Genomic DNA, 18,978 nt, shown 5'->3' on the forward strand with positions numbered 1-18,978 from the left:
AAATATATGCAAAACATTAAAAAATTTTCCCAATATATACCTGACTCAAAACAAGCCAGAAAAATCATTGAAGATTTTAATGTCATTTATTTGAAATCAGAAGACGGTCAGGACTGGTATGAATGCCAGAAAAGCTTTAATTCTGGCACAATCAAAGTAATGTATGATTTTAATAATGTAATCCGTTCTATATCAGGAGATGTATCAGCTTTTAACCCAGATGGAATGAGTGTAGCTGAGGTAAATCATCTGCCTGATTCTTGCGATATTTCTGGCAAATGGCAATATATAAACGGTGCTATTGTTTCGCGTGAGTACACAAAGGGCGAGTTAGTTGTTCAAGCGGAGAGACGTAAAGAAGAATTGCTAGTCCTTGCCAGCAATAATATTGCTCCCTTACAAGATGCCGTTGATCTAGATGAAGCAACTCTGGAAGAGATAGAACGGCTCAAAGCTTGGAAAAAATACCGAATGCAAGCAAACCGCATTGATCCCACCATAGCACCAGATATTGAGTGGCCTGCACAACCCGCATAAATAAATATAGGCCCGCAGTTCACAAACCTCGGGCCTTTTTTATTCTGGTTTTTAGAGCAATCAATAAGTGCTTACCTAATGCGTCAGACCTTACTGGAATGAAGAAAATACCAAGTCATACTTAACTGGGTTGATATTTCAAAGGCATCGGAAATCGATTGGTCAACATAACCTATCATAACTGAAAAAAGACCGGGGACAGAATAACACCCGGTCTTGATAATTGTATTATTCCGGTATTTGTGGCCACTCAATATCTGAAGCCATTGAAGTATCTACACGGCTCAGTAATACCACATACTTCTTCCAGGCAAGCAATAATGCTTTCTCTGTGTCCGAGGCCATCTCAGTCTCAATAGCATATTGTAATAAAGTCATGGCTTCATCAGCCTGTTGGCGAAGAATGACACGGTGTTGTTCTGCCTGTTCAATCTGACTGTTTTTTTGAGCTTCAATGTCCGTTACCCATTTTTCACCATCCCACTTATCAAAATCAGTGTTTGGTTGTTTGCACGTCAGTGTTTCTGGTAATTCGCCCGGTTTAATGATTTCCTTCTGTTCCCCAGTTTGGGTGTCGTAAGCTATTTTTCCTCGATAATCTGGTACAATTTGCCAACCGGTTAAATCAGATGAACGGCAGGCGACATACCCTTCTTGGGTATCAGGTGGCGCGTCTGTGCAAGAATTAGCAGGAAGACCGACACCAATAGGAAGATACTCATCAGAACTGTGTAAATATTCCAGCGTAATCGCATCGTAATTAAACACAACGATACTTCCGGTACTGATGGCAATATTATTTTTATCCAGTACAGCCTTATTCATCAGGCAATCCTCACAATATAATTAAATGCCACGTTTCGTGGACGTGTTTCTATTCACCCACCCGTTTGGTGGTATGTCAGTCGGCCAAGGCAGAGGTATTCCTACTGGGATCTCTTCAAGTACAGACGTGAGCATTATGCTGCCCTTACAATGTAGTTAAACGCTACGTTACGTGGCCTTGATACCCCTATATAAGTTGCACTGGTATTCCAAGTTGTTGCCGTACCGACAGCTCTAGCTCTCAGTGGAATATCTTTATTTTGGGGAGTATCCCATTGTAATTTCGTACGCTCGTTGAGTGAGAAGTTAACAACATTATCAACTTGACCAACTTCCTGTACTAAATAAGACCCTTCTTGCCATACCAATAATGTACGATCCGGAATCAACGCCACGTTTGTCATCCCAACCGCGAATAAATTCTCCTCGCAAATCGGGCAAATTACCACCAGGGTAAGCCTTAGCTAATTCCGGAAATTTCGCTTTATCAAAGGCCGCACCATTGCATTGCAACCACCCATCCGGTAGTGTGGCCGTCGGCCAAGGAAGTGGCACCCCTATCGGAATTAGCTTTTCCAATAAACCAAGGTTTTTCACAAAAGCATTTTTATCTGGGATATCTGCGCCATTTTGGTTTTTTGCCAATTTACTATTAGCATTATCATAAGCTGCTTTTACTGCTTTGGGGGTTGCTGCTGTAGTTTCATCACTACTGTTAATGGCACTATTAAGTTTTGTAAAACCTTTCTCTGTCAGCGTGGCATCTGGATGATTGCGGCTTTTTTCATGTTTCTGAATAGAGCTATCTACATAATCACGAGTTGCCAGAACGACAGAGGGATCGATTTTCAGCGTTACCGAATCCGTATTGCTAACAATCAAGATCATTCTGATAGTTTGTGTTCTGCCCGAACCTTCCTGTAATTGTGGTTTATAGGTTTCCGGGCAGTTTGCTACTGCAATCAAGTTACCTTCACTGTCAAACAGACCAATTTCACGCATCCACCAACCACCCTCACTTTCAGGGATAATTTGTTCGGCAATAATTTGGTTGGTGTTTACCGGGTCAACGCCTAATGTATTAATTGCAGCACGACGCTTTTCATTAACTAATTTTGTCTGATTGACGTCAGGATCTGGTAATTTACCGCCACCGTCACCAACAGCCATGTGAGTAATATCGACTTTTGTCCCCAAAGCAGCGGCGTTCGCCAGTTTCGCCGCTCCCAGGTTGGTTAAAATTGCAAAGTATTTCATGGTGAAACCCTCAATGTATCTGTCTCGATCAAATGAATTGCAGCCCCTAAGGGAGCATTGTCGCTAGTTGTGATGACGTCAGGGAGATATTGGTAAACAGTGAGGTCATCTCCACTATAACTCGTCGCAGCGCAATAAAATTCGCCTTTAACATCCAGATTGATTGACAAACCTATCAAATGACGACTTACAGGCTTGGCATCAGAAATTAGCCGTTCCAGCTCTAAAAAAGTTTCTTCGGTGATCCCGTTTTCCTGTACCCCTATCGCTAACCGGAATGTGCCCGGTGTTTCGTTGTTCAGCCACCATTCCTTTATTTGAATGAGATAGCCAAGCGGTTCTACTACACGACGGACGGCGCCAATGGTTCCCTTATGTTTGTGCAGAAACAGCGAGTTTTTTATCACGTCACGCTTAGTGCTTACCGACCACTTTTCGTCCCAGCGATCAACCGACCACGCCCACGCCAGATAGGGTAATAACTCCTCAGGGCAAGTATCAGGATTCCAGAGTTGGCGAAGTGGTACTGGAATATTCTGCAATTGCGAACACGCCTTAGCAGCAGCCAACTCCAAAACCGTAGAACCTGTTGGTAACAGGCGGTCATTCATCAGAACCTCCCACTATCAAACCTGGATTTGGTTTGGAACAATCAGCAGTTTGTGTTTTCCCTATTTCCAGTTTTGCGCCAGTACAATAAGGAGCTTGATCTTTACACAGAGTTATGTCTTTAGTTGGAGCTCTCAGCTCTACCTGCTGTACTCCTGCGACATGCAACGCAGCATAAATGGCAGATAACCGAATATCTCTCCCCAATTTATGTTGATCTAGCACGTACTTATCCATATTTTGTTGAGCCAATTTACGGATAGGTTCAGATTCAGGTGTCGGGTAGAGATAAAGCACAGCATCAATTTGATATTCCACTATGTTAGCTGACTGCACTTTTACCCGATCGGCAACTGGTCTGACGTTTTCGTCATTAAGTGCCGCAATCACTTTATCCAGTAACTCTTGTGAAGCTACACCTTTGTGCTCTTTATCTTCTTCGTCTTGTTTATCTTTTTCCCATTTCCATTTCCGCGACAAAATAGTCACAGTCACATTGGCTGGTGATGGGCTAATGACGGAAACATCTGAAACAGTTTGATATTCACCTTTGTATTCATTTCTATTAGCATGAATACTTTCATTAACCTTAAGAGCATGATATTCATACGCACCTATTGGCCCTGCAACACTTAACCCTTCGAAGGCTCTTTGGATGCGATCACGGAAGGTACTATCAGGCTCCATAACTGCCCGGGTAACGTTATAGTTCGCTCCTAGCTGGTCTAAATCTCTATTGGTTGCATAGGCCAACATTACTGCACGAGCAGCTTCATTAACCCGCTGGCGCAATATCAATTCCCGGTACGCGTTTTCCTCAAGTAACTTAACCAGAGGTTCGGATTCCAATTCCAATGTTCGAGTAATAGCATCCCGTTGTTCTTCAGGATAAAGGGATATTAATTTGGCTTTACGTTCAGCCAACAGGCTTTCATAATCCAGTGGCTCAACTACATCAGGTGGCGGCAACTGGCTTAGATCAATGGTCGGCATTGTTTTACCTCACAGGGATAGATAGAGAAAACCCCCCAGGGGACAGCTGATAATGACCAGATATATCTACTGTCATTTTGCCGTCTTGTTGGGTATTTATGGTGATAGCTGTCAGATTAATTCGCGGTTCCCAGCGGCTAATAGCGGTATAGGTGGCTGCCATAATTTGCAGGCGTAGAGCCGCGTTCTGTGGCCAGTCAATTAATTCGGGTAACAGAGAGCCATAAGTGCGCCGTTCCAAACGACTACCAACAGGGGTTAGTAAGATGTCGCTGACAGACTGGCGTACATGATCCAGATCCGTCAGGCTACGACCAGTTTGTCGATTCATTCCAAGGTACATCATTATACTGGACCTCCTGTTGTCGCACCGCCTGCCATGACGCCGGTGTGCTGGTGCGAATGTAGGGTTACGCCGTTAGAACTGAGTTTTCCACCTGTGTTTTCAACATCACCTTCCAGCTTAGTTTTTCCTTTTACAGCAAATTCTGGTGTTTGCAGTGTGATGCCTTTGGCTGCCCCAGCTTTTACCTCCAATGCATTTATCCCGACTTGTAGTGTTTTCATATCGATTTTGTTGACTGAAGTCAGTTCGATAGAGTTGATTGCCTCAAGTTTGATTGAATTAAGTGCTTTGAGTGAGATATTTGTTGCTTCAAGTGTTATGGAATCTGAAGCCTGCACTACAGCAGTCTTAATACCTGTTACCTTTAAGGCACTAAATGCTGGCTCATACTCCATTATTGCTCCATCAGGAAAGACAATATGGACAGCTTCCGCAGAAGCAGGCAACGCTGATGGAAATTGATCAGCAAAAGCAGTATCAACAGTTTTTCCAGAAACAGCCAATGGCTCCGGAAATTGATTAGAATAAACAGCTGGCAATACAAAGGAGGTGGTCAATTCACCGCCAACAGATAACAGCAAAACTTGTTCACCACGGCTGGGAGCCCACCAAGTACGGGATTTGCCTGCCCGCATTGTCAACCAAGGCCGCCAGTCAGTTTCGAGATTGCCTGTTGCAATCCGGCACACTCCCCGGGTGGTATCTACCTCGGTAACAACACCAGTTCTGATCAGGTTACGCAATAAGCGCAAAAGTTCTGTTAGTTGTGTATCCATGTTTGGAAAAATGCCATTTGGTGGTTGTGGATTTATGTATGAAAGAATGCCAGCAATGGCAGTTGCCAACATCAAAGAGGAATTGTAAGAAAGACAAAACAAGTTTTTTGAAAAGAGAAAATGTAACAACATAAATTAAAAAGCCCTTCCCATAATCGAGAAGGGCCTTTATGTAATCTGTGCTATTTTGACTCTAATAGTTCAAAAAATTCAAATTTGCGTGGCTTGACTATATATTAAGTATAACGTTCGAGTTCAACTGTTTATTTATCTAGCCAGAAGAATAGATAAGTTTAATTTCCTGATATAGAGTGATAATTCTGTTTAAAAAACATAAACTTAGTATGGATATATTTAATCCCATAGTTGCAAAATAGGTTTCGTTGTAGCTGTCATAATTTCCGGCATCTCAACTTCTGTGCCATGTGGCAGGATTACACCGTATTCAGCCAAACCTGGGTTAACTAACAGTACCTGTTCTGTCATGCTTTGAGTCCGACCATAATGACGCCAGCATAAAGCATCAACAGTATCATTCTGCTGTGCAATTATTTTCATTAGGTATACCCTCTCTAATTTAGTCAATATTGTTAAGTTAAAGTGTTATGGTGCGCTGAATAGTGGGAGAGAACCAGTGAAACAATATTGTTAAGGAAACAGTACAAATGAGAAGCAAGAAGCCACTTTTCAGTGGCTAATTTAATAATTAATCATATTTTCCAAAATTTGCTGAATTCATAGGGAAAATCTATTTTTCAGCTCATTTTCCAATGCAATCATAATCAACTTAGAAACTTTAGATTATTTATCATACAGAATTTCCACATTTATCTACCGTATTTATTCTTCAAGCGTTTCGTGGTAGTTAATAAGTTGTTTTGCAAGTGGTGTCGACAACTCAGCAATCCAAACCAAAGCAAGTTCTTTATCCTCAGCATGATTACATTCACAGCTCGTTGCCATTCTAGCTATAAAATTAATACGTTGCGCTATTACTGATTCCATAAGAAAGTCCACTGACAAACTTACCTCCGCATAACATAACTGTATATAAGAACAGTACACTTTGATTAGAAAAATTTAAAGTGGTTTTTTATCTTTTTTGGGAACTATATTTGATAGTGTTAATATATTAATTATTGTTTTTACTGAAATAATTAATGATTAAAAAGGTTTCTTTTCGATCACAATTCGTTGTAATTAATAAATTTTTCTTATTTTATTGCTTAGAAGATTTCTTCTTTTATTTAGATGATATAGTTTCACAAAGTATATAGATTGAAATTTATATGCCTATGATGCAATATCCCTTATCGGATCTAATGAATTTATTTGGGATCACTATAGCTCTTAATCAGAGGGCTTTGTGGAGACGGCAAACTCACTAAACTGTACTTTCAATGAAAAAAAACATAACTGAGATAAAAATGGGTGCAGATAGTGGAGGAAAACAAGCTATCGAACGCCTTGTTAGTGCATATGGGTTTAAATCACGTCAAGCATTGAGCGACCATTTAGGCGTGTCTAAAAGTACAATGGCGAACCGTTATTTAAGGGACAGCTTTCCAGCAGACTGGGTTATCCAGTGCAACCTTGAAACCAATGCTTCATTGTTATGGCTAAGCACAGGACAAGGAGAAATGTTCCCTGACGGAGAAAAAAAAAGGGAATCTTTAAAAAACATTATTACTCCGACAATACAGCGCGTTAAATTGGTTGGTGGAAAGTTGAACGCTGATAACCCTGTGACTTTAGATACTCAACTTATTGCCAGAGAAATAAGAAAACCTCTCATTGTAGATAATAATAACACCTGGTATTTGTTGGATACAGAAGAACCTGATGTTCAGGATGGTTTATGGTTAATTGATATTGAAGGGATGCATAGTATTAAAAAGATCACAAAAATCCCAGTTAGTAAAATCCGGGTTTGTGATAACGACGTAATTTTTGACTGTGCAATTAATGAAATTAATTTTATTGGTCGCGTTTACCTAGTGATTTCCAGGTACTGACACACTTTTCAATTGTAAGTAAATTAATTTACTTAGATGTGTAAATCCTACATTGATGGTAATTCGTTACCCAAAAACTTCCAGATATAGTGGATTTCATACACAATAAGTTCTCTTGCCAGTAATAGCTAATTGTTAACTTATTCCGTTGTTCCTTTATAGTATGTATAGTGCGGCGGAAGTTTTTTGCATAGATAAATAAACTTGATATATTTTGCATAAATTAAGAACCAATTACTTGGATATTACGAATACAAAATTAAACGTTTAACTAGCCGCACTGCAAATATTAATTTGATCGACAATTTTCTTTATTTACTGGAAAATATTTATATATTGTAGATAACGATGTGTTGTAAATTAATGATAACTGTTTCCGTGTGTGGCCTTTTGCTAACAATCTTGCTGCTTGTTGTTGTTCAACGAATGAAAGTGACACTGGCCTGCCACCAATTCTCCCTTGGGCACGAGCTGCTATTAATCCTGCATTTGTTCTTTCAACGATTAATTCCCGTTCCATTTCAGCCAGTGCACTCATAACATGAAAGAAAAATCTCCCCATAGAAGTGCTGGTATCAATGCTATCAGTCAAGCTTTGAAAATGAATACCACGTTCACTTAAATCAGAAATTAAAGTTACCATATTTTTTACGCTACGCCCCAATCTATCCAGTTTCCAAACAACTAGAGTGTCACCTTTTTTAAGTTGTTTTAAAGCTCGCTTTAAACCTGGTCTGTTGGATGTTTTTCCGCTAATTTTATCCTCAAAAATTTGCTCACAATTTATACTTATCAATGCGTTTCGTTGTAAATCACTGTTTTGGTCATTTGTTGACACCCTAACATAGCCAATCTTTGCCATATGTAACCCTACCTAATACCAATATGAGACTATTATTATAGAAACTATCACGGATTAGCGAGTTTTTAAAAACCTTGGTTTGATAGAAACGGTGAATTTGGCTCAGGGAGCAGTACCGAATAGCCGAAAAGTGAATGGCAAAGTTCTGACTGAAGATATCAATATTACGTCTCAGGATATTTTTCATGGGCAGGCAGTTTATTTGGGTGATAAGGCAAATTTGGATAACTACAAAATGCCAGGGATTTATTACCAAGATTACAATATTTATGCCCAAAATGGTGCTAACTACCCTGAATCGCTTGCTGGTTCACTTGTCGTTTTACAGGCTGCTGGGATCATTCAGCGTTATTTTGTTTATAACAGTAGTCGAATATATACACGCAGCCAATATCACAATTTATCCTGGACACCTTGGGCCCAAGAATATAATACGCTAAATAAACCCACTATGTCGGATATTCTGAGTGAACCACGCTACACCACTACGATTGATCTTACTGGCCTAAGTACTGACCGCTATTATCCGGTTTGGTGGGATTTCCCACCTAATGTTGGAGCGAATTCTTGGTTAACTCTTCATAGGCCCTATCCATATGATGCAGAAAAAAAACCATTCGGTGAAGGTGTGACACATGTTGCTGGATTACTTGCACAAATAGAGGGGGGAGAGCATCGGTGGGGTGGTGATGCACAATATTTAAATATTAAACGCATAAATCAAACCTATCGTAAAACAATAAAAGCGATCCGCTACGCCATGATAAGCATCGCTAGACCCGTTGATGGTAAATATCCTATCTATGGTGATGTTAAATCTGGTGATGTTGTAGATTGTTACGTTTATAGTGGTTGTTATTTACGTGGTGGTTTAACCTATTTTACGACCAGTAATTTCCAACCAATTCATTATTCACGTGAAGAAGGAGAGGTTGAAATATATCAGTGGTCAAATGCAGATCTTAAGCGTGAAATGAAGTGGATGGTGAAATCGTTAGCTATTAACGATCCATTATTAGGCGAAGAATATAATGATAATACAACACCTTATTCTCTAGAATATGATTCACGTTATCAAAAGAAACCATAATGAGGATATATGATAACATTAAATAAGTTAATAGATAAAAATGGCTATGAATATGTTAATGTGCCAGCTGAACCCCATCAATTAATCTCTATGGGGTTCAGTGCTCAAGAGGCTCAATCATTATATCAGAAGGCCATTATCGAACAGAAAAATAAAGCCTATCACCGCCAACAATATTATTTATTGGAACAAGCGACAATTAAAATGGCACCATTACAAGATGCTATTGATTTAGGCATTGCTACTGATAACGAAATAACAATGTTGATGGAGTGGAAAAAATATCGCGTCGCGTTAAATCGAATGAATACCACGGCACAAGATATTGAATGGCCAGAGCAACCAGAATAAAACGAATCATTTTCATGGTGATAATTTGTTAATTTAATATTCCCATATATAAATAGCCAGATATGTTGAGTTGGCTATTTATATAATTTAAATTTTTCCATTCTATACTCTAAATAATATCGCTGATTGTATGGTCATCAATTATTATTGCAGAAAAATGATTGTTTATGATTTTATTGTCATTATTAGTGATTTTTGTGAACTACCAAGAGACATTGAGTACTACTGGTTTAATTACAACAATATGTAATTAAATATAAATACATATTGTTCTTAAATTAATTGTAAGTTCCTTATTTCAATAATTAAAAACGTTTTCTGAAAAAGCCATTAATGAATTTAATGTAAAAAATTGTTTCAGAAATAATAAATACTTGCAAATTAGTTTATAAGCCTTAAATCTACGGCCTGAAAAACAGGCCGTTATTATTTATTCTGGTTTTTCAGGCCAATTAATATTATCTGGCGCTGATGAAATGTCAACACGACTCAGTAATACTAAATACTTCTTCCAATCTAACAACAATAACTTTTCTTTTTCTGAGGCCAATTTAATATCTACAGCATGTTGTAATAATGTAATTTTTTCATTCGCTTGTCGTAATAGTGCTACCCGCTGCTGATCTGCCTGTTTAATCTGGCTATCCTTTATAGCATATTTGTCAGTTACCCACTGTTTACCATCCCATTTATCAAAATCAGTGACAGGTTGTTTGAATGTCAGATATTCTGGTAGTTCACCTAACGAAGTAATTTCATATTGTGCTAAGGTTTGCGTGTTATAAACTATTTTTCCTCGGTAATCAGGTACAATTTGCCAACAACTTTTATCTTCGCTGCGGCAAACAGCCATACTATCAGAATCTGGAAGTTTTGGGGCATCTGGATAAGAATTGGCAGGAAGTCCCACTCCTTCCATTAAATATTCTGGTCTGGCACCAATAAATTCTCTGGAATAAGGTTCTGCATGGTAGATTATCAACCAGCCAGCCTTGGTTGCTAATCCGTTATTTCCCAATATTGCAGTTTCTGGTTCTAGGGAATATTTTTGTTTCTGTGTTGTCATTACGCTGCTCTCACTATGTAGTTAAATGCGATATTACGGGGACGTACTCTAAATGTAGATAATGAAACTGTACCAGTAGGATTTAATGGGGTCGAAAAATATTGTCCGCTCCCGAGTTCTATTTCCTCAAAATCACTAGCCATAATTTCTGATGGATAATTATTTGAAAAACGATTAATAGGAGGAGATACCAGTAGTCCTATATTTTCAGAGGTTGCATGGGTGTAAAGATTAGGTAACTTTGTTGAATTCTGATGAGATAATATCTCCCGCCCAGAATCAATACTTCTCCCATTATCCCAACCTCGAATAAACTCACCACGTAAATCAGGGAGTGTACCAGAGGGATATGCTTCCCCTAATTTAGGGTATACAGATTTGTCAAACTGCTGACCACTACAAATAAGATAACCTGCTGGTGCAGTTGACTTAGACCACGGTAGCGGAATACCAACAAGAATATCGTCCTCTGTTAATATCTTACGTTTTCCCCTGAAGTTACCACTTTCATCAAAAGCGTAAGTAGAAATACTGAATGCTTCTGAATAACCCCCATACCCGAAAGAAAGCCCGCGAGCGTGCTGAGAGCTATCAACGTCAGGATGAGCGATATGAATTGCTAATGCCCCCAGATTATCAATTCCATTGGGCCTCAAAAATCCCGAACGCCCCAAATGACGTGAATTAGGATCATCATAATAGTTTGCGGTTTTAGCTAATATATAACCTGATGTTTTTGTATTGGTATTTAACTGAATAAATCGACTGTCAGACTCTGATTTAGAATAGTGCTCATTCGCTATTGCAACATAGCCGTTCTTTCTAGGGAAGTGAACAACATTTATATTTGAGGAGTCGGGCTCACGATATCCTATTGCACAAAAAGAACTTTCTTCATGAGAAGTGGTTTCTACTAAAACATATCGGCCATCTCCCTTTGTTAGTGACAAACTGGAATAATTTCCACCTGTTTTAATATTGTGATTGCCTGATGTGAATGATTCAGCTGAGTCTTTAGGAAGAGCATTTTTCGCCAAATTCACCGTTTCCATCAAACCAAGATTTTTAAAAACTCACTAATCCGTGACATTTCCGACAGAATAGTCTCGTATTGGTTCTAAGTAGGGGGATATATGGCGAAGATTGGTTATATTCAGGTGTTAATAAATAACCAGAACTGTGGTTTATGAAAAAATGTGTTGATAAGAGTAAATTATGAACTATTTTTCAGGATAAATTTGTAGTAAAAATAACTAATTGAAGGTTTAATTTTATGCCATACAACAAGCACTAATGAGGTTTCATTTTGCATAAAATATAAATTTAATTTATCTTAAACTTAATTACTCTAACTTCATTCCCAAACAAAGTTTAGGTCAGTTATTTTCAAGATAATCAGAAGTAAAATTAAATATGGACAATAAACCCGCAGTTATAAGCTGCGAGTTCTACCATTAGCAATTGAGCATCAGCGTTTCTTTTTCTTCCCTTGAACCGCCTTAAAACGTGGATTAGATTTACAAATAACATATAATCGACCACGACGACTTACGATTTTGCAATCCGGGTGGCGAGTTTTTGCTGTTTTAAGTGAACTTAACACCTGCATTTTTATAATCTCTCAATATTATTTATTACCAATAAAACGCCCGAATTTTTTCTGGAATCGCGCAGTACTGCCTTCCTGAGATAAAATTTTCTGCTTACCCGTATAGAAAGGGTGTGATTCCGATGACACATCAACAGTGACATATGGATACTCCTCCCCATTCAAGGTAATTGTCCGTTCTGTGCGAATCGTAGAGCCAATTGTGAAATAAGCATTAGCACTGGTATCGTGAAATACAACTACCCGGTAGTTTGGATGGATATCTGGTTTCATAATTTCGCCGAAATGTAATAATATAACATTACAATAGCGTGATTTATTTTTATCGGCAAGAAAATAATGATAAATTTTCTCAGTTCAAAAAAAGCCTCTGTATTTTTAATGTACAGAGGCTTATTTGAACTTCTTATTATAAAACGATTATTCTACGGTCACTGATTTAGCCAAATTACGAGGCTGATCAACATCAGTTCCTTTAATCAGAGCAACATGATAGGAAAGCAGTTGCAGTGGCACGGTATAAAATATTGGTGCAGTCAACTCTTCAACATGTGGCAACGGAATAATCTTCATTCCTTCACTATCGGTAAAACCCGCGTCCTGATCAGCAAACACATATAGCAATCCACCACGGGCACGGACTTCTTCGATATTAGATTTCAGTTTTTCTAGCAGTTCATTGTTCGGAGCTACAATGATAACCGGCATATCTGCATCAATCAGTGCCAGTGGTCCATGTTTTAATTCACCAGCAGCATAAGCCTCAGCATGAATATAAGAAATCTCTTTTAATTTTAGAGCGCCTTCAACCGCAATCGGATATTGATCACCACGGCCAAGGAACAAAGCATGGTGTTTGTCAGAAAAATCTTCCGCCAACGCTTCGATAATTTTATCCTTCGACAGCATACTTTCGATGCGGCTTGGCAGTGCATGTAATGCATGGACAATTTCTTGCTCCTGCTCTGCATCAACACCTTTCAAGCGTCCAAGGTAGGCCACCAGCATCAGTAATACTGTCAACTGAGTTGTAAACGCCTTAGTTGAAGCAACACCAATTTCCGCACCAGCTTTGGTCATCAGAGCAAAATCAGATTCACGTACTAAAGAAGAACCCGCTACGTTACAGACTGTCAATGATGTGAGATAGCCAAGTTCTTTGGATAAACGCAGCGCTGCTAATGTATCTGCGGTTTCACCCGATTGAGACAAGGTGATCAGTAAGCTTCCTGAACGGCGTGCTGATTTGCGGTAACGGAATTCTGAAGCAATTTCCACATCACAAGGAATACCTGCCAATGCTTCAAACCAATAACGGGAAACCATACCTGCGTTATAGGATGTACCACAAGCAACTATCTGAATATGCTCTACTTGAGCTAATAATTTAGCTGCGTTAGGACCAAGTTCAGATAGATCTACCTGCCCATGACTCAAGCGTCTTTCCAGAGTGCTTTTAATCGCCATTGGCTGTTCATAGATCTCTTTTTGCATGTAATGACGGTAGACACCTTTGTCACCAGCATCATACTGGACATTGGATTCTATCTGTTCCCGTTCAACCGGTTCGCCCTGAGCATTGAAAATGCGCACAGTACGACGAGTTACTTCAGCAATATCCCCTTCCTCAAGGAAGATAAAACGACGAGTAACAGGCAATAGCGCCAACTGATCAGACGCCAGAAAGTTTTCTCCAACACCCAAGCCTATAACCAAAGGACTACCCGATCTTGCAGCAATTATTGTTCCAGGATCACGGCTATCCATGATGACTGCGCCATAGGCACCTCGCAGCCGAGGAATAACTCGTTGAATAGCTTCTAACAAAGTACCACCCTGTTTTTGTTCCCAATGAACAAGGTGGGCAATAACTTCTGTATCAGTATCCGAGATAAATTGATAACCGAGTTCAATTAATTGAACTCGCAACTCTTCATAGTTTTCAATAATACCGTTGTGAACAACGGCAATATAATCAGATACATGCGGGTGAGCATTTTTCTCGTTTGGTTCACCGTGTGTAGCCCAGCGGGTATGAGCAATACCTGTCCCACCAAGGACCGGCTGCTTATCAACTTTATCAGCAAGTACTTGTACCTTGCCGACTTCTCGCAGACGGAGCATATTTTTTTCGTTATCAACAACCGCCAAGCCGGCGGAGTCGTAACCACGGTATTCCAAACGACGCAATCCTTCAATCAGGATTTCTGCAATATCTCGTTGTGCTACTGCACCAACAATTCCACACATCAGTTTTATTCCTAAAAATAGGGCTGATGAAAGCCCTTTATATGTCAAGAGCCTGATTGTTTTCCGGTTTTTCCGGTCCCCGAGCCTGTAGAGTGGGGATTATTATTTTATTTTTTTTCCTTCACAGGGCGTTTCCACCCCTGAATATGCGTTTGTTTAGTTCTACTTACTACCAGTTCATTTTCAGCTATGTTTTTTGTCACTGTTGTTCCTGCTCCGATTGTAGCGCCTTTAGCAACAGTCACCGGCGCAACAAGCTGAGTATCAGAACCAACAAAAACATCGTCACCAATAATGGTTTTAAATTTATTAGCACCGTCATAGTTGCAGGTAATAGTACCTGCACCAATATTTACATTACGACCAATGTCTGCGTCGCCAAGATAAGTCAAATGTCCAGCTTTAGAACCTTTACCCAGATAAGATTTCTTCATCTCAACGAAATTCCCTACATGGGCTTTTTCAGCGAGTTTAGAACCGGGACGCAAACGTGCAAAAGGCCCAACAGTACAACCCATCTCCATTTCAGAATCTTCAACTATTGTATAGGGGCTAATAATAGAATCATCACCAATGATGCAATTCTTCAACACACAACCGGTACCAATCTGTACGTTATTACCAAGGGTTACATTACCCTCAATAATGACATTAGTATCAATAACCACATCACGGCCATGAATTAATGTGCCACGTAAATCAAAACGGGCAGGATCCAACAACATAACGCCCGCTAGTAATAATTGTTCCGCTTGCTCAGATTGATAAATCCGTTCAAGAGCAGAAAGTTGAAGGCGGTTATTTACACCTTCCATTTCACTCAAGCGAGTTGGATGCACCACTTCAATTTTCCTACCTTCTTTATAAGCTAACGCAATCACATCAGTAAGGTAATATTCACCCTGAACATTGTTGTTATCCAATTGGGACAACCAACGTTTTAAATCACCACCATTAGCAACCAGAATTCCTGTATTTATTTCATTGATTTTACGTTGATCTTCAGTCGCGTCTTTTTGCTCAATGATGCCAGTTACTTCCCCGTTTTCACGAACAATACGACCATAACCCGTTGGATTATCCAAAATTGCTGTTAATAAACCTATACCACCCTCAGGTTTAACCGCTAGTAAGCGTTCAAGGGTATCTGTACCAATAAGAGGTACGTCGCCATACAATATTAAAATATCTTCATCATCAGCGAAATGTGGTGCTGCCTGCTGCATCGCATGGCCAGTTCCTAATTGCTCTGCTTGTAATACCCAATTCAGTGTCTGATTAGAAAGGGTTTGCTTCATCAGGTCACCACCATGTCCATAAACTAGGTGAACATTTTTAGCGCCCAATGCCATTGCAGTATCAATCACATGCTGAACCATTGGTTTACCAGCCAGCAAGTGCAGAACTTTAGGGAGATCAGAGTACATGCGAGTTCCTTTACCTGCGGCAAGGATTACAACACTTTTTGCACTGTTAGACATAAGAAACCTGATAGCTCCAATTTAAGATAAAAAAGTAAACCTGTTTGCGAGATAAATTACTACATATTTCGCAATACAAAAAAGCCAGTTAGTTCTCACCAACTGGCTTTTTTATTTAACCGCCTGTATTACATCGCTTTTTTTGTCAGTTCGATTACACGAAGTTTTGCAATCGCTTTAGACAATTCAGCAGATGCCTGAGCATAGTCAACATCACCGTGAGAATTACGGATGTGTTCTTCAGCTTTACGCTTAGATTCCAACGCCTTAGCTTCATCCAAATCTTTACCACGGATCGCAGTGTCAGCCAGTACGATAACGCCGCTCGGTTGTACCTCAAGGATACCCCCAGAAAGGTAAATGACCTCTTCTTCACCGAACTGCTTAACAATACGTACCATGCCAGGTTTTATGGCAGTCAGTAGCGGAGCATGCCCTGGATAAATACCCAGTTCACCTTCACTACCTGTCACCTGAATTTTCTGTACCAAACCTTCAAACATCCGGCTTTCAGCACTGACAACATTCAGATGGTAAGTCATTGCAGCCATGTCAACCTCCGGTCAGCCGTATTAAAGTTTCTTCGCTTTTTCCACAGCTTCTTCGATGGTACCTACCATGTAGAATGCCTGTTCTGGTAGGTGGTCATAGTCGCCGTCTAAGATACCTTTAAAGCCACGGATAGTATCTTTCAGGGAAACGAACTTACCTGGTGAACCAGTAAAGACTTCCGCAACGAAGAACGGCTGAGACAGGAAGCGCTGGATCTTACGAGCACGCGCAACTACCAGCTTATCGTCTTCTGACAGTTCATCCATACCCAGGATAGCGATAATATCTTTCAGCTCCTGATAACGTTGCAGGATAGATTGAACGCCACGAGCAACATTATAGTGCTCTTGACCAACAACCAATGGATCGAGCTGACGACTGGTCGAATCCAACGGATCAACCGCAGGGTAAATACCCAAAGAAGCGATCTGGCGGCTAAGTACTACGGTCGCGTCCAAGTGGGCGAAAGTCGTCGCCGGAGATGGGTCAGTTAAGTCATCCGCAGGTACATAAACAGCCTGTACGGAGGTAATAGAGCCGGTTTTGGTAGAAGTAATACGTTCTTGCAGAACACCCATTTCTTCCGCCAGAGTTGGCTGATAACCCACCGCAGATGGCATACGACCAAGCAGTGCGGATACTTCAGTACCTGCCAAAGTATAACGATAGATGTTATCAACAAATAGCAGAACATCGCGGCCTTCATCACGGAACTTTTCAGCCATTGTCAGACCAGTCAACGCAACACGTAGACGGTTTCCTGGCGGCTCGTTCATCTGACCATATACCAGAGATACTTTATCCAGTACGTTAGAGTCCGTCATTTCGTGGTAGAAGTCGTTACCTTCACGGGTACGCTCACCTACACCGGCAAATACAGAGTAACCCGAATGCTCAATCGCAATGTTACGGATCAACTCCATCATGTTTACGGTTTTACCTACACCCGCACCACCAAACAGACCAACTTTACCACCCTTAGCGAATGGGCAAATTAGGTCCATTACCTTAATACCGGTTTCCAGTAGTTCTTGAGAGTTAGATAACTCTTCATAGCTTGGAGCCGGACGATGAATAGCCCAACGCTCTTCTTCACCGATATCGCCTTTCATGTCGATTGGTTCACCCAACACGTTCATGATACGGCCCAATGTCGCTTTACCAACCGGAACTTCAATTGGGTGGCCTAAATCAGTGACACTTAAACCACGGCTTAAGCCATCAGAAGTACCCATTGCAATACAACGAACAACGCCGCCGCCCAACTGCTGCTGAACTTCCAGCACCAGCTTAGCTTCGCCGTTTTGAACCTCAAGAGCATCGTATACTTTTGGTACGGTATCTTGAGGGAATTCGACGTCCACCACGGCGCCGATTACCTGGATAATCTTTCCAGTAGCCATCTTGAATCCTCTACGTAATTCATAAACCTAGCTGTTAAACCGCGGAAGCGCCCGAGACAATCTCGGTCAGCTCCTGAGTTATGCTGGCCTGACGAGCTTTGTTATAAACCAACTGCAACTCTTTGATCAGGCTGCCACCATTATCAGTTGCGGCTTTCATCGCCACCATTCGTGCGGCCTGTTCACTAGCCAGGTTTTCAACGACGCCCTGATAAACCTGCGATTCTACATAACGACGCAGCAGTATATCCAGCAACGCCTTAGGATCAGGTTCGTATAAATAATCCCAGGATTTCTTCTTCAGTGTCTCATCATCTCCGGCTGGCAGAGGCAATAACTGAGTAATAGTCGGTTCCTGGGACATTGTATTGATGAACTTGTTTGTCACCACATACAATTTATCCAGACGCCCCTCATCGTATGCCCGCAGCATGATATTCACTGGCCCGATCAATTCGGATAGTGAAGGGTTATCTCCCATGCCTGTTACCTGAGCAACAACGTTGCCCCCAACAGAAGCAAAGAAAGAGGTAGCCTTAGAGCCGATAAGCGCCAGATCACACTGGACACCTTTATCAGACCAGTCTTTCATTTCTGAAAGCAGTTTTTTGAACAGATTAGTGTTCAAACCACCGCACAAGCCACGATCGGTAGAAACAACCAGATACCCAACACGTTTGGTTTCACGTTCTTCAAGGTATGGATGTTTATATTCCAGATTACCTAACGCAAGGTGACCAATCACATTGCGTATGGTTTCTGCATAAGGACGGCTGGCCGCCATGCGATCCTGCGTTTTACGCATTTTGGACGCAGCAACCATCTCCATCGCTTTAGTGATTTTTTGCGTGTTTTGCACGCTGGCGATCTTGGTACGTATCTCTTTTGCGCCGGCCATTCCTGATTCTCCTCATTAACCAGACGGCCCATGTTTAATTAAACCGGGCCGAATAGTG

23 protein-coding genes are annotated in these 18,978 nt (G+C 40.6%); 4 read left to right on the forward strand and 19 right to left on the reverse strand.

The genetic code is table 11. From position 1 onward, the window contains the following. Positions 1 to 6: 6 nt before the first annotated feature. The gene (locus B0X70_RS00085; RefSeq protein WP_046397180.1) at positions 7 to 537 is read left to right on the forward strand and encodes a tail fiber assembly protein; all 531 of its coding nucleotides are present in this window, start codon (positions 7 to 9) and stop codon (positions 535 to 537) included. A 228-nt stretch (positions 538 to 765) separates the two neighbouring features. Here the strand turns inward: B0X70_RS00085 and B0X70_RS00090 are convergent, their stop codons facing one another. From B0X70_RS00090 to B0X70_RS00125, 9 genes are all read right to left on the reverse strand, one after another. After that, positions 766 to 1,362, reverse strand: a complete 597-nt coding sequence (locus B0X70_RS00090) for a tail fiber assembly protein (RefSeq protein ID WP_046397181.1) — start codon at positions 1,360 to 1,362, stop codon at positions 766 to 768. A gap of 134 nt (positions 1,363 to 1,496) precedes the next feature. After that, complete coding sequence (locus tag B0X70_RS25835) at positions 1,497 to 1,757, reverse strand: hypothetical protein (RefSeq protein WP_418889077.1); 261 nt, start codon at positions 1,755 to 1,757, stop codon at positions 1,497 to 1,499. Further along, positions 1,681 to 2,619 carry a phage tail-collar fiber domain-containing protein gene (locus B0X70_RS00095; RefSeq protein ID WP_418889048.1) on the reverse strand — a complete coding sequence of 313 codons (939 nt, stop codon included), beginning with the start codon at positions 2,617 to 2,619 and terminating at the stop codon, positions 1,681 to 1,683. The genes B0X70_RS25835 and B0X70_RS00095 overlap by 77 nt, the downstream gene beginning before the upstream one ends. Continuing rightward, complete coding sequence (locus tag B0X70_RS00100) at positions 2,616 to 3,230, reverse strand: phage tail protein I (RefSeq protein WP_036783328.1); 615 nt, start codon at positions 3,228 to 3,230, stop codon at positions 2,616 to 2,618. The genes B0X70_RS00095 and B0X70_RS00100 overlap by 4 nt, the downstream gene beginning before the upstream one ends. Continuing rightward, the gene (locus tag B0X70_RS00105) at positions 3,223 to 4,221 is read right to left on the reverse strand and encodes a baseplate assembly protein (RefSeq protein ID WP_046397841.1); all 999 of its coding nucleotides are present in this window, start codon (positions 4,219 to 4,221) and stop codon (positions 3,223 to 3,225) included. Before B0X70_RS00105 ends, B0X70_RS00100 begins: the two co-directional genes overlap by 8 nt. Before the next feature lie 4 nt (positions 4,222 to 4,225). Next, positions 4,226 to 4,567, reverse strand: coding sequence for a GPW/gp25 family protein (locus tag B0X70_RS00110; protein WP_036783323.1), 342 nt, complete (start codon positions 4,565 to 4,567; stop codon positions 4,226 to 4,228). Beyond that, positions 4,567 to 5,343, reverse strand: a complete 777-nt coding sequence (locus tag B0X70_RS00115; RefSeq protein ID WP_036783343.1) for a phage baseplate assembly protein V — start codon at positions 5,341 to 5,343, stop codon at positions 4,567 to 4,569. Before B0X70_RS00115 ends, B0X70_RS00110 begins: the two co-directional genes overlap by 1 nt. Positions 5,344 to 5,697: 354 nt before the next feature. Beyond that, complete coding sequence (locus tag B0X70_RS00120) at positions 5,698 to 5,901, reverse strand: tail protein X (protein ID WP_036783320.1); 204 nt, start codon at positions 5,899 to 5,901, stop codon at positions 5,698 to 5,700. 282 nt (positions 5,902 to 6,183) lie between these two features. Further along, positions 6,184 to 6,348 (reverse strand): hypothetical protein, encoded by a 165-nt coding sequence (locus tag B0X70_RS00125; protein ID WP_167337845.1) that lies wholly within the window; start codon positions 6,346 to 6,348, stop codon positions 6,184 to 6,186. A gap of 395 nt (positions 6,349 to 6,743) precedes the next feature. Between B0X70_RS00125 and B0X70_RS00130 the strand changes: the two genes are divergently transcribed. Beyond that, on the forward strand, positions 6,744 to 7,358 hold the full coding sequence (locus tag B0X70_RS00130) for a phage repressor protein CI (RefSeq protein ID WP_036783318.1): 615 nt from the start codon (positions 6,744 to 6,746) through the stop codon (positions 7,356 to 7,358). Between the two features lie 289 nt (positions 7,359 to 7,647). Here B0X70_RS00130 and B0X70_RS00135 read toward each other — a convergent pair whose 3' ends face one another. Then, positions 7,648 to 8,220 carry a recombinase family protein gene (locus B0X70_RS00135; RefSeq protein ID WP_036783315.1) on the reverse strand — a complete coding sequence of 191 codons (573 nt, stop codon included), beginning with the start codon at positions 8,218 to 8,220 and terminating at the stop codon, positions 7,648 to 7,650. Between the two features lie 91 nt (positions 8,221 to 8,311). On the opposite strand from B0X70_RS00135, the gene B0X70_RS24905 reads away from it, so the two are divergent. Together B0X70_RS24905 and B0X70_RS24910 are read left to right on the forward strand one after the other, a co-directional pair. Continuing rightward, on the forward strand, positions 8,312 to 9,310 hold the full coding sequence (locus B0X70_RS24905) for a pyocin knob domain-containing protein (protein WP_246593391.1): 999 nt from the start codon (positions 8,312 to 8,314) through the stop codon (positions 9,308 to 9,310). A 90-nt stretch (positions 9,311 to 9,400) separates the two neighbouring features. Continuing rightward, positions 9,401 to 9,661: a tail fiber assembly protein gene (locus B0X70_RS24910; protein WP_256448192.1), complete on the forward strand. Its 261-nt coding sequence runs from the start codon at positions 9,401 to 9,403 to the stop codon at positions 9,659 to 9,661. 430 nt (positions 9,662 to 10,091) lie between these two features. Here B0X70_RS24910 and B0X70_RS00150 read toward each other — a convergent pair whose 3' ends face one another. The 9 genes from B0X70_RS00150 to atpG all read right to left on the reverse strand — a co-directional run bounded on the left by B0X70_RS00150 (position 10,092) and on the right by atpG (position 18,920). Next, positions 10,092 to 10,727 carry a tail fiber assembly protein gene (locus B0X70_RS00150; RefSeq protein WP_181148258.1) on the reverse strand — a complete coding sequence of 212 codons (636 nt, stop codon included), beginning with the start codon at positions 10,725 to 10,727 and terminating at the stop codon, positions 10,092 to 10,094. After that, complete coding sequence (locus tag B0X70_RS00155) at positions 10,727 to 11,770, reverse strand: phage tail protein (RefSeq protein WP_052739508.1); 1,044 nt, start codon at positions 11,768 to 11,770, stop codon at positions 10,727 to 10,729. Before B0X70_RS00155 ends, B0X70_RS00150 begins: the two co-directional genes overlap by 1 nt. A gap of 425 nt (positions 11,771 to 12,195) precedes the next feature. Continuing rightward, positions 12,196 to 12,336: a type B 50S ribosomal protein L36 gene (gene ykgO / locus B0X70_RS00160; RefSeq protein WP_012776225.1), complete on the reverse strand. Its 141-nt coding sequence runs from the start codon at positions 12,334 to 12,336 to the stop codon at positions 12,196 to 12,198. A gap of 18 nt (positions 12,337 to 12,354) precedes the next feature. After that, complete coding sequence (locus B0X70_RS00165; RefSeq protein WP_036814814.1) at positions 12,355 to 12,609, reverse strand: type B 50S ribosomal protein L31; 255 nt, start codon at positions 12,607 to 12,609, stop codon at positions 12,355 to 12,357. A gap of 147 nt (positions 12,610 to 12,756) precedes the next feature. After that, positions 12,757 to 14,586, reverse strand: a complete 1,830-nt coding sequence (gene glmS, locus B0X70_RS00170) for a glutamine--fructose-6-phosphate transaminase (isomerizing) (RefSeq protein ID WP_036814815.1) — start codon at positions 14,584 to 14,586, stop codon at positions 12,757 to 12,759. A gap of 107 nt (positions 14,587 to 14,693) precedes the next feature. Then, entirely contained in the window at positions 14,694 to 16,067 is a 1,374-nt protein-coding gene (glmU, locus tag B0X70_RS00175) for a bifunctional UDP-N-acetylglucosamine diphosphorylase/glucosamine-1-phosphate N-acetyltransferase GlmU (RefSeq protein WP_217470616.1), read from the reverse strand. Positions 16,068 to 16,195: 128 nt separating this feature from the next. Further along, entirely contained in the window at positions 16,196 to 16,618 is a 423-nt protein-coding gene (locus B0X70_RS00180; protein WP_011144452.1) for a F0F1 ATP synthase subunit epsilon, read from the reverse strand. Between the two features lie 21 nt (positions 16,619 to 16,639). After that, positions 16,640 to 18,022 carry a F0F1 ATP synthase subunit beta gene (gene atpD, locus B0X70_RS00185; protein ID WP_011144453.1) on the reverse strand — a complete coding sequence of 461 codons (1,383 nt, stop codon included), beginning with the start codon at positions 18,020 to 18,022 and terminating at the stop codon, positions 16,640 to 16,642. A gap of 34 nt (positions 18,023 to 18,056) precedes the next feature. Beyond that, the gene (gene atpG / locus B0X70_RS00190) at positions 18,057 to 18,920 is read right to left on the reverse strand and encodes a F0F1 ATP synthase subunit gamma (RefSeq protein ID WP_036814819.1); all 864 of its coding nucleotides are present in this window, start codon (positions 18,918 to 18,920) and stop codon (positions 18,057 to 18,059) included. Positions 18,921 to 18,978 lie beyond the last annotated feature (58 nt).

Origin of the sequence: Photorhabdus akhurstii, from assembly GCF_019090985.1 — a bacterium.
Lineage (GTDB): Bacteria > Pseudomonadota > Gammaproteobacteria > Enterobacterales > Enterobacteriaceae > Photorhabdus > Photorhabdus akhurstii.

Excerpts from the sequence above, each read along its gene's own strand:
- B0X70_RS00105 (WP_046397841.1), bottom strand. The coding sequence starts at position 4,221 with ATGCCGACCATTGATCTAAGCCAGTTGCCGCCACCTGATGTAGTTGAG.
- B0X70_RS00095 (WP_418889048.1), bottom strand. The coding sequence starts at position 2,619 with ATGAAATACTTTGCAATTTTAACCAACCTGGGAGCGGCGAAACTGGCG.
- B0X70_RS00090 (WP_046397181.1), bottom strand. The coding sequence starts at position 1,362 with ATGAATAAGGCTGTACTGGATAAAAATAATATTGCCATCAGTACCGGA.
- B0X70_RS00135 (WP_036783315.1), bottom strand. The coding sequence starts at position 8,220 with ATGGCAAAGATTGGCTATGTTAGGGTGTCAACAAATGACCAAAACAGT.
- B0X70_RS00110 (WP_036783323.1), bottom strand. The coding sequence starts at position 4,567 with ATGATGTACCTTGGAATGAATCGACAAACTGGTCGTAGCCTGACGGAT.
- B0X70_RS00120 (WP_036783320.1), bottom strand. The coding sequence starts at position 5,901 with ATGAAAATAATTGCACAGCAGAATGATACTGTTGATGCTTTATGCTGG.
- B0X70_RS00100 (WP_036783328.1), bottom strand. The coding sequence starts at position 3,230 with ATGAATGACCGCCTGTTACCAACAGGTTCTACGGTTTTGGAGTTGGCT.
- glmU (WP_217470616.1), bottom strand. The coding sequence starts at position 16,067 with ATGTCTAACAGTGCAAAAAGTGTTGTAATCCTTGCCGCAGGTAAAGGA.
- B0X70_RS00085 (WP_046397180.1), top strand. The coding sequence starts at position 7 with ATGCAAAACATTAAAAAATTTTCCCAATATATACCTGACTCAAAACAA.
- glmS (WP_036814815.1), bottom strand. The coding sequence starts at position 14,586 with ATGTGTGGAATTGTTGGTGCAGTAGCACAACGAGATATTGCAGAAATC.
- atpD (WP_011144453.1), bottom strand. The coding sequence starts at position 18,022 with ATGGCTACTGGAAAGATTATCCAGGTAATCGGCGCCGTGGTGGACGTC.
- B0X70_RS00130 (WP_036783318.1), top strand. The coding sequence starts at position 6,744 with ATGAAAAAAAACATAACTGAGATAAAAATGGGTGCAGATAGTGGAGGA.
- B0X70_RS00165 (WP_036814814.1), bottom strand. The coding sequence starts at position 12,609 with ATGAAACCAGATATCCATCCAAACTACCGGGTAGTTGTATTTCACGAT.
- B0X70_RS00115 (WP_036783343.1), bottom strand. The coding sequence starts at position 5,343 with ATGGATACACAACTAACAGAACTTTTGCGCTTATTGCGTAACCTGATC.
- atpG (WP_036814819.1), bottom strand. The coding sequence starts at position 18,920 with ATGGCCGGCGCAAAAGAGATACGTACCAAGATCGCCAGCGTGCAAAAC.
- ykgO (WP_012776225.1), bottom strand. The coding sequence starts at position 12,336 with ATGCAGGTGTTAAGTTCACTTAAAACAGCAAAAACTCGCCACCCGGAT.
- B0X70_RS00125 (WP_167337845.1), bottom strand. The coding sequence starts at position 6,348 with ATGGAATCAGTAATAGCGCAACGTATTAATTTTATAGCTAGAATGGCA.
- B0X70_RS24910 (WP_256448192.1), top strand. The coding sequence starts at position 9,401 with ATGGGGTTCAGTGCTCAAGAGGCTCAATCATTATATCAGAAGGCCATT.
- B0X70_RS00150 (WP_181148258.1), bottom strand. The coding sequence starts at position 10,727 with ATGACAACACAGAAACAAAAATATTCCCTAGAACCAGAAACTGCAATA.
- B0X70_RS00180 (WP_011144452.1), bottom strand. The coding sequence starts at position 16,618 with ATGGCTGCAATGACTTACCATCTGAATGTTGTCAGTGCTGAAAGCCGG.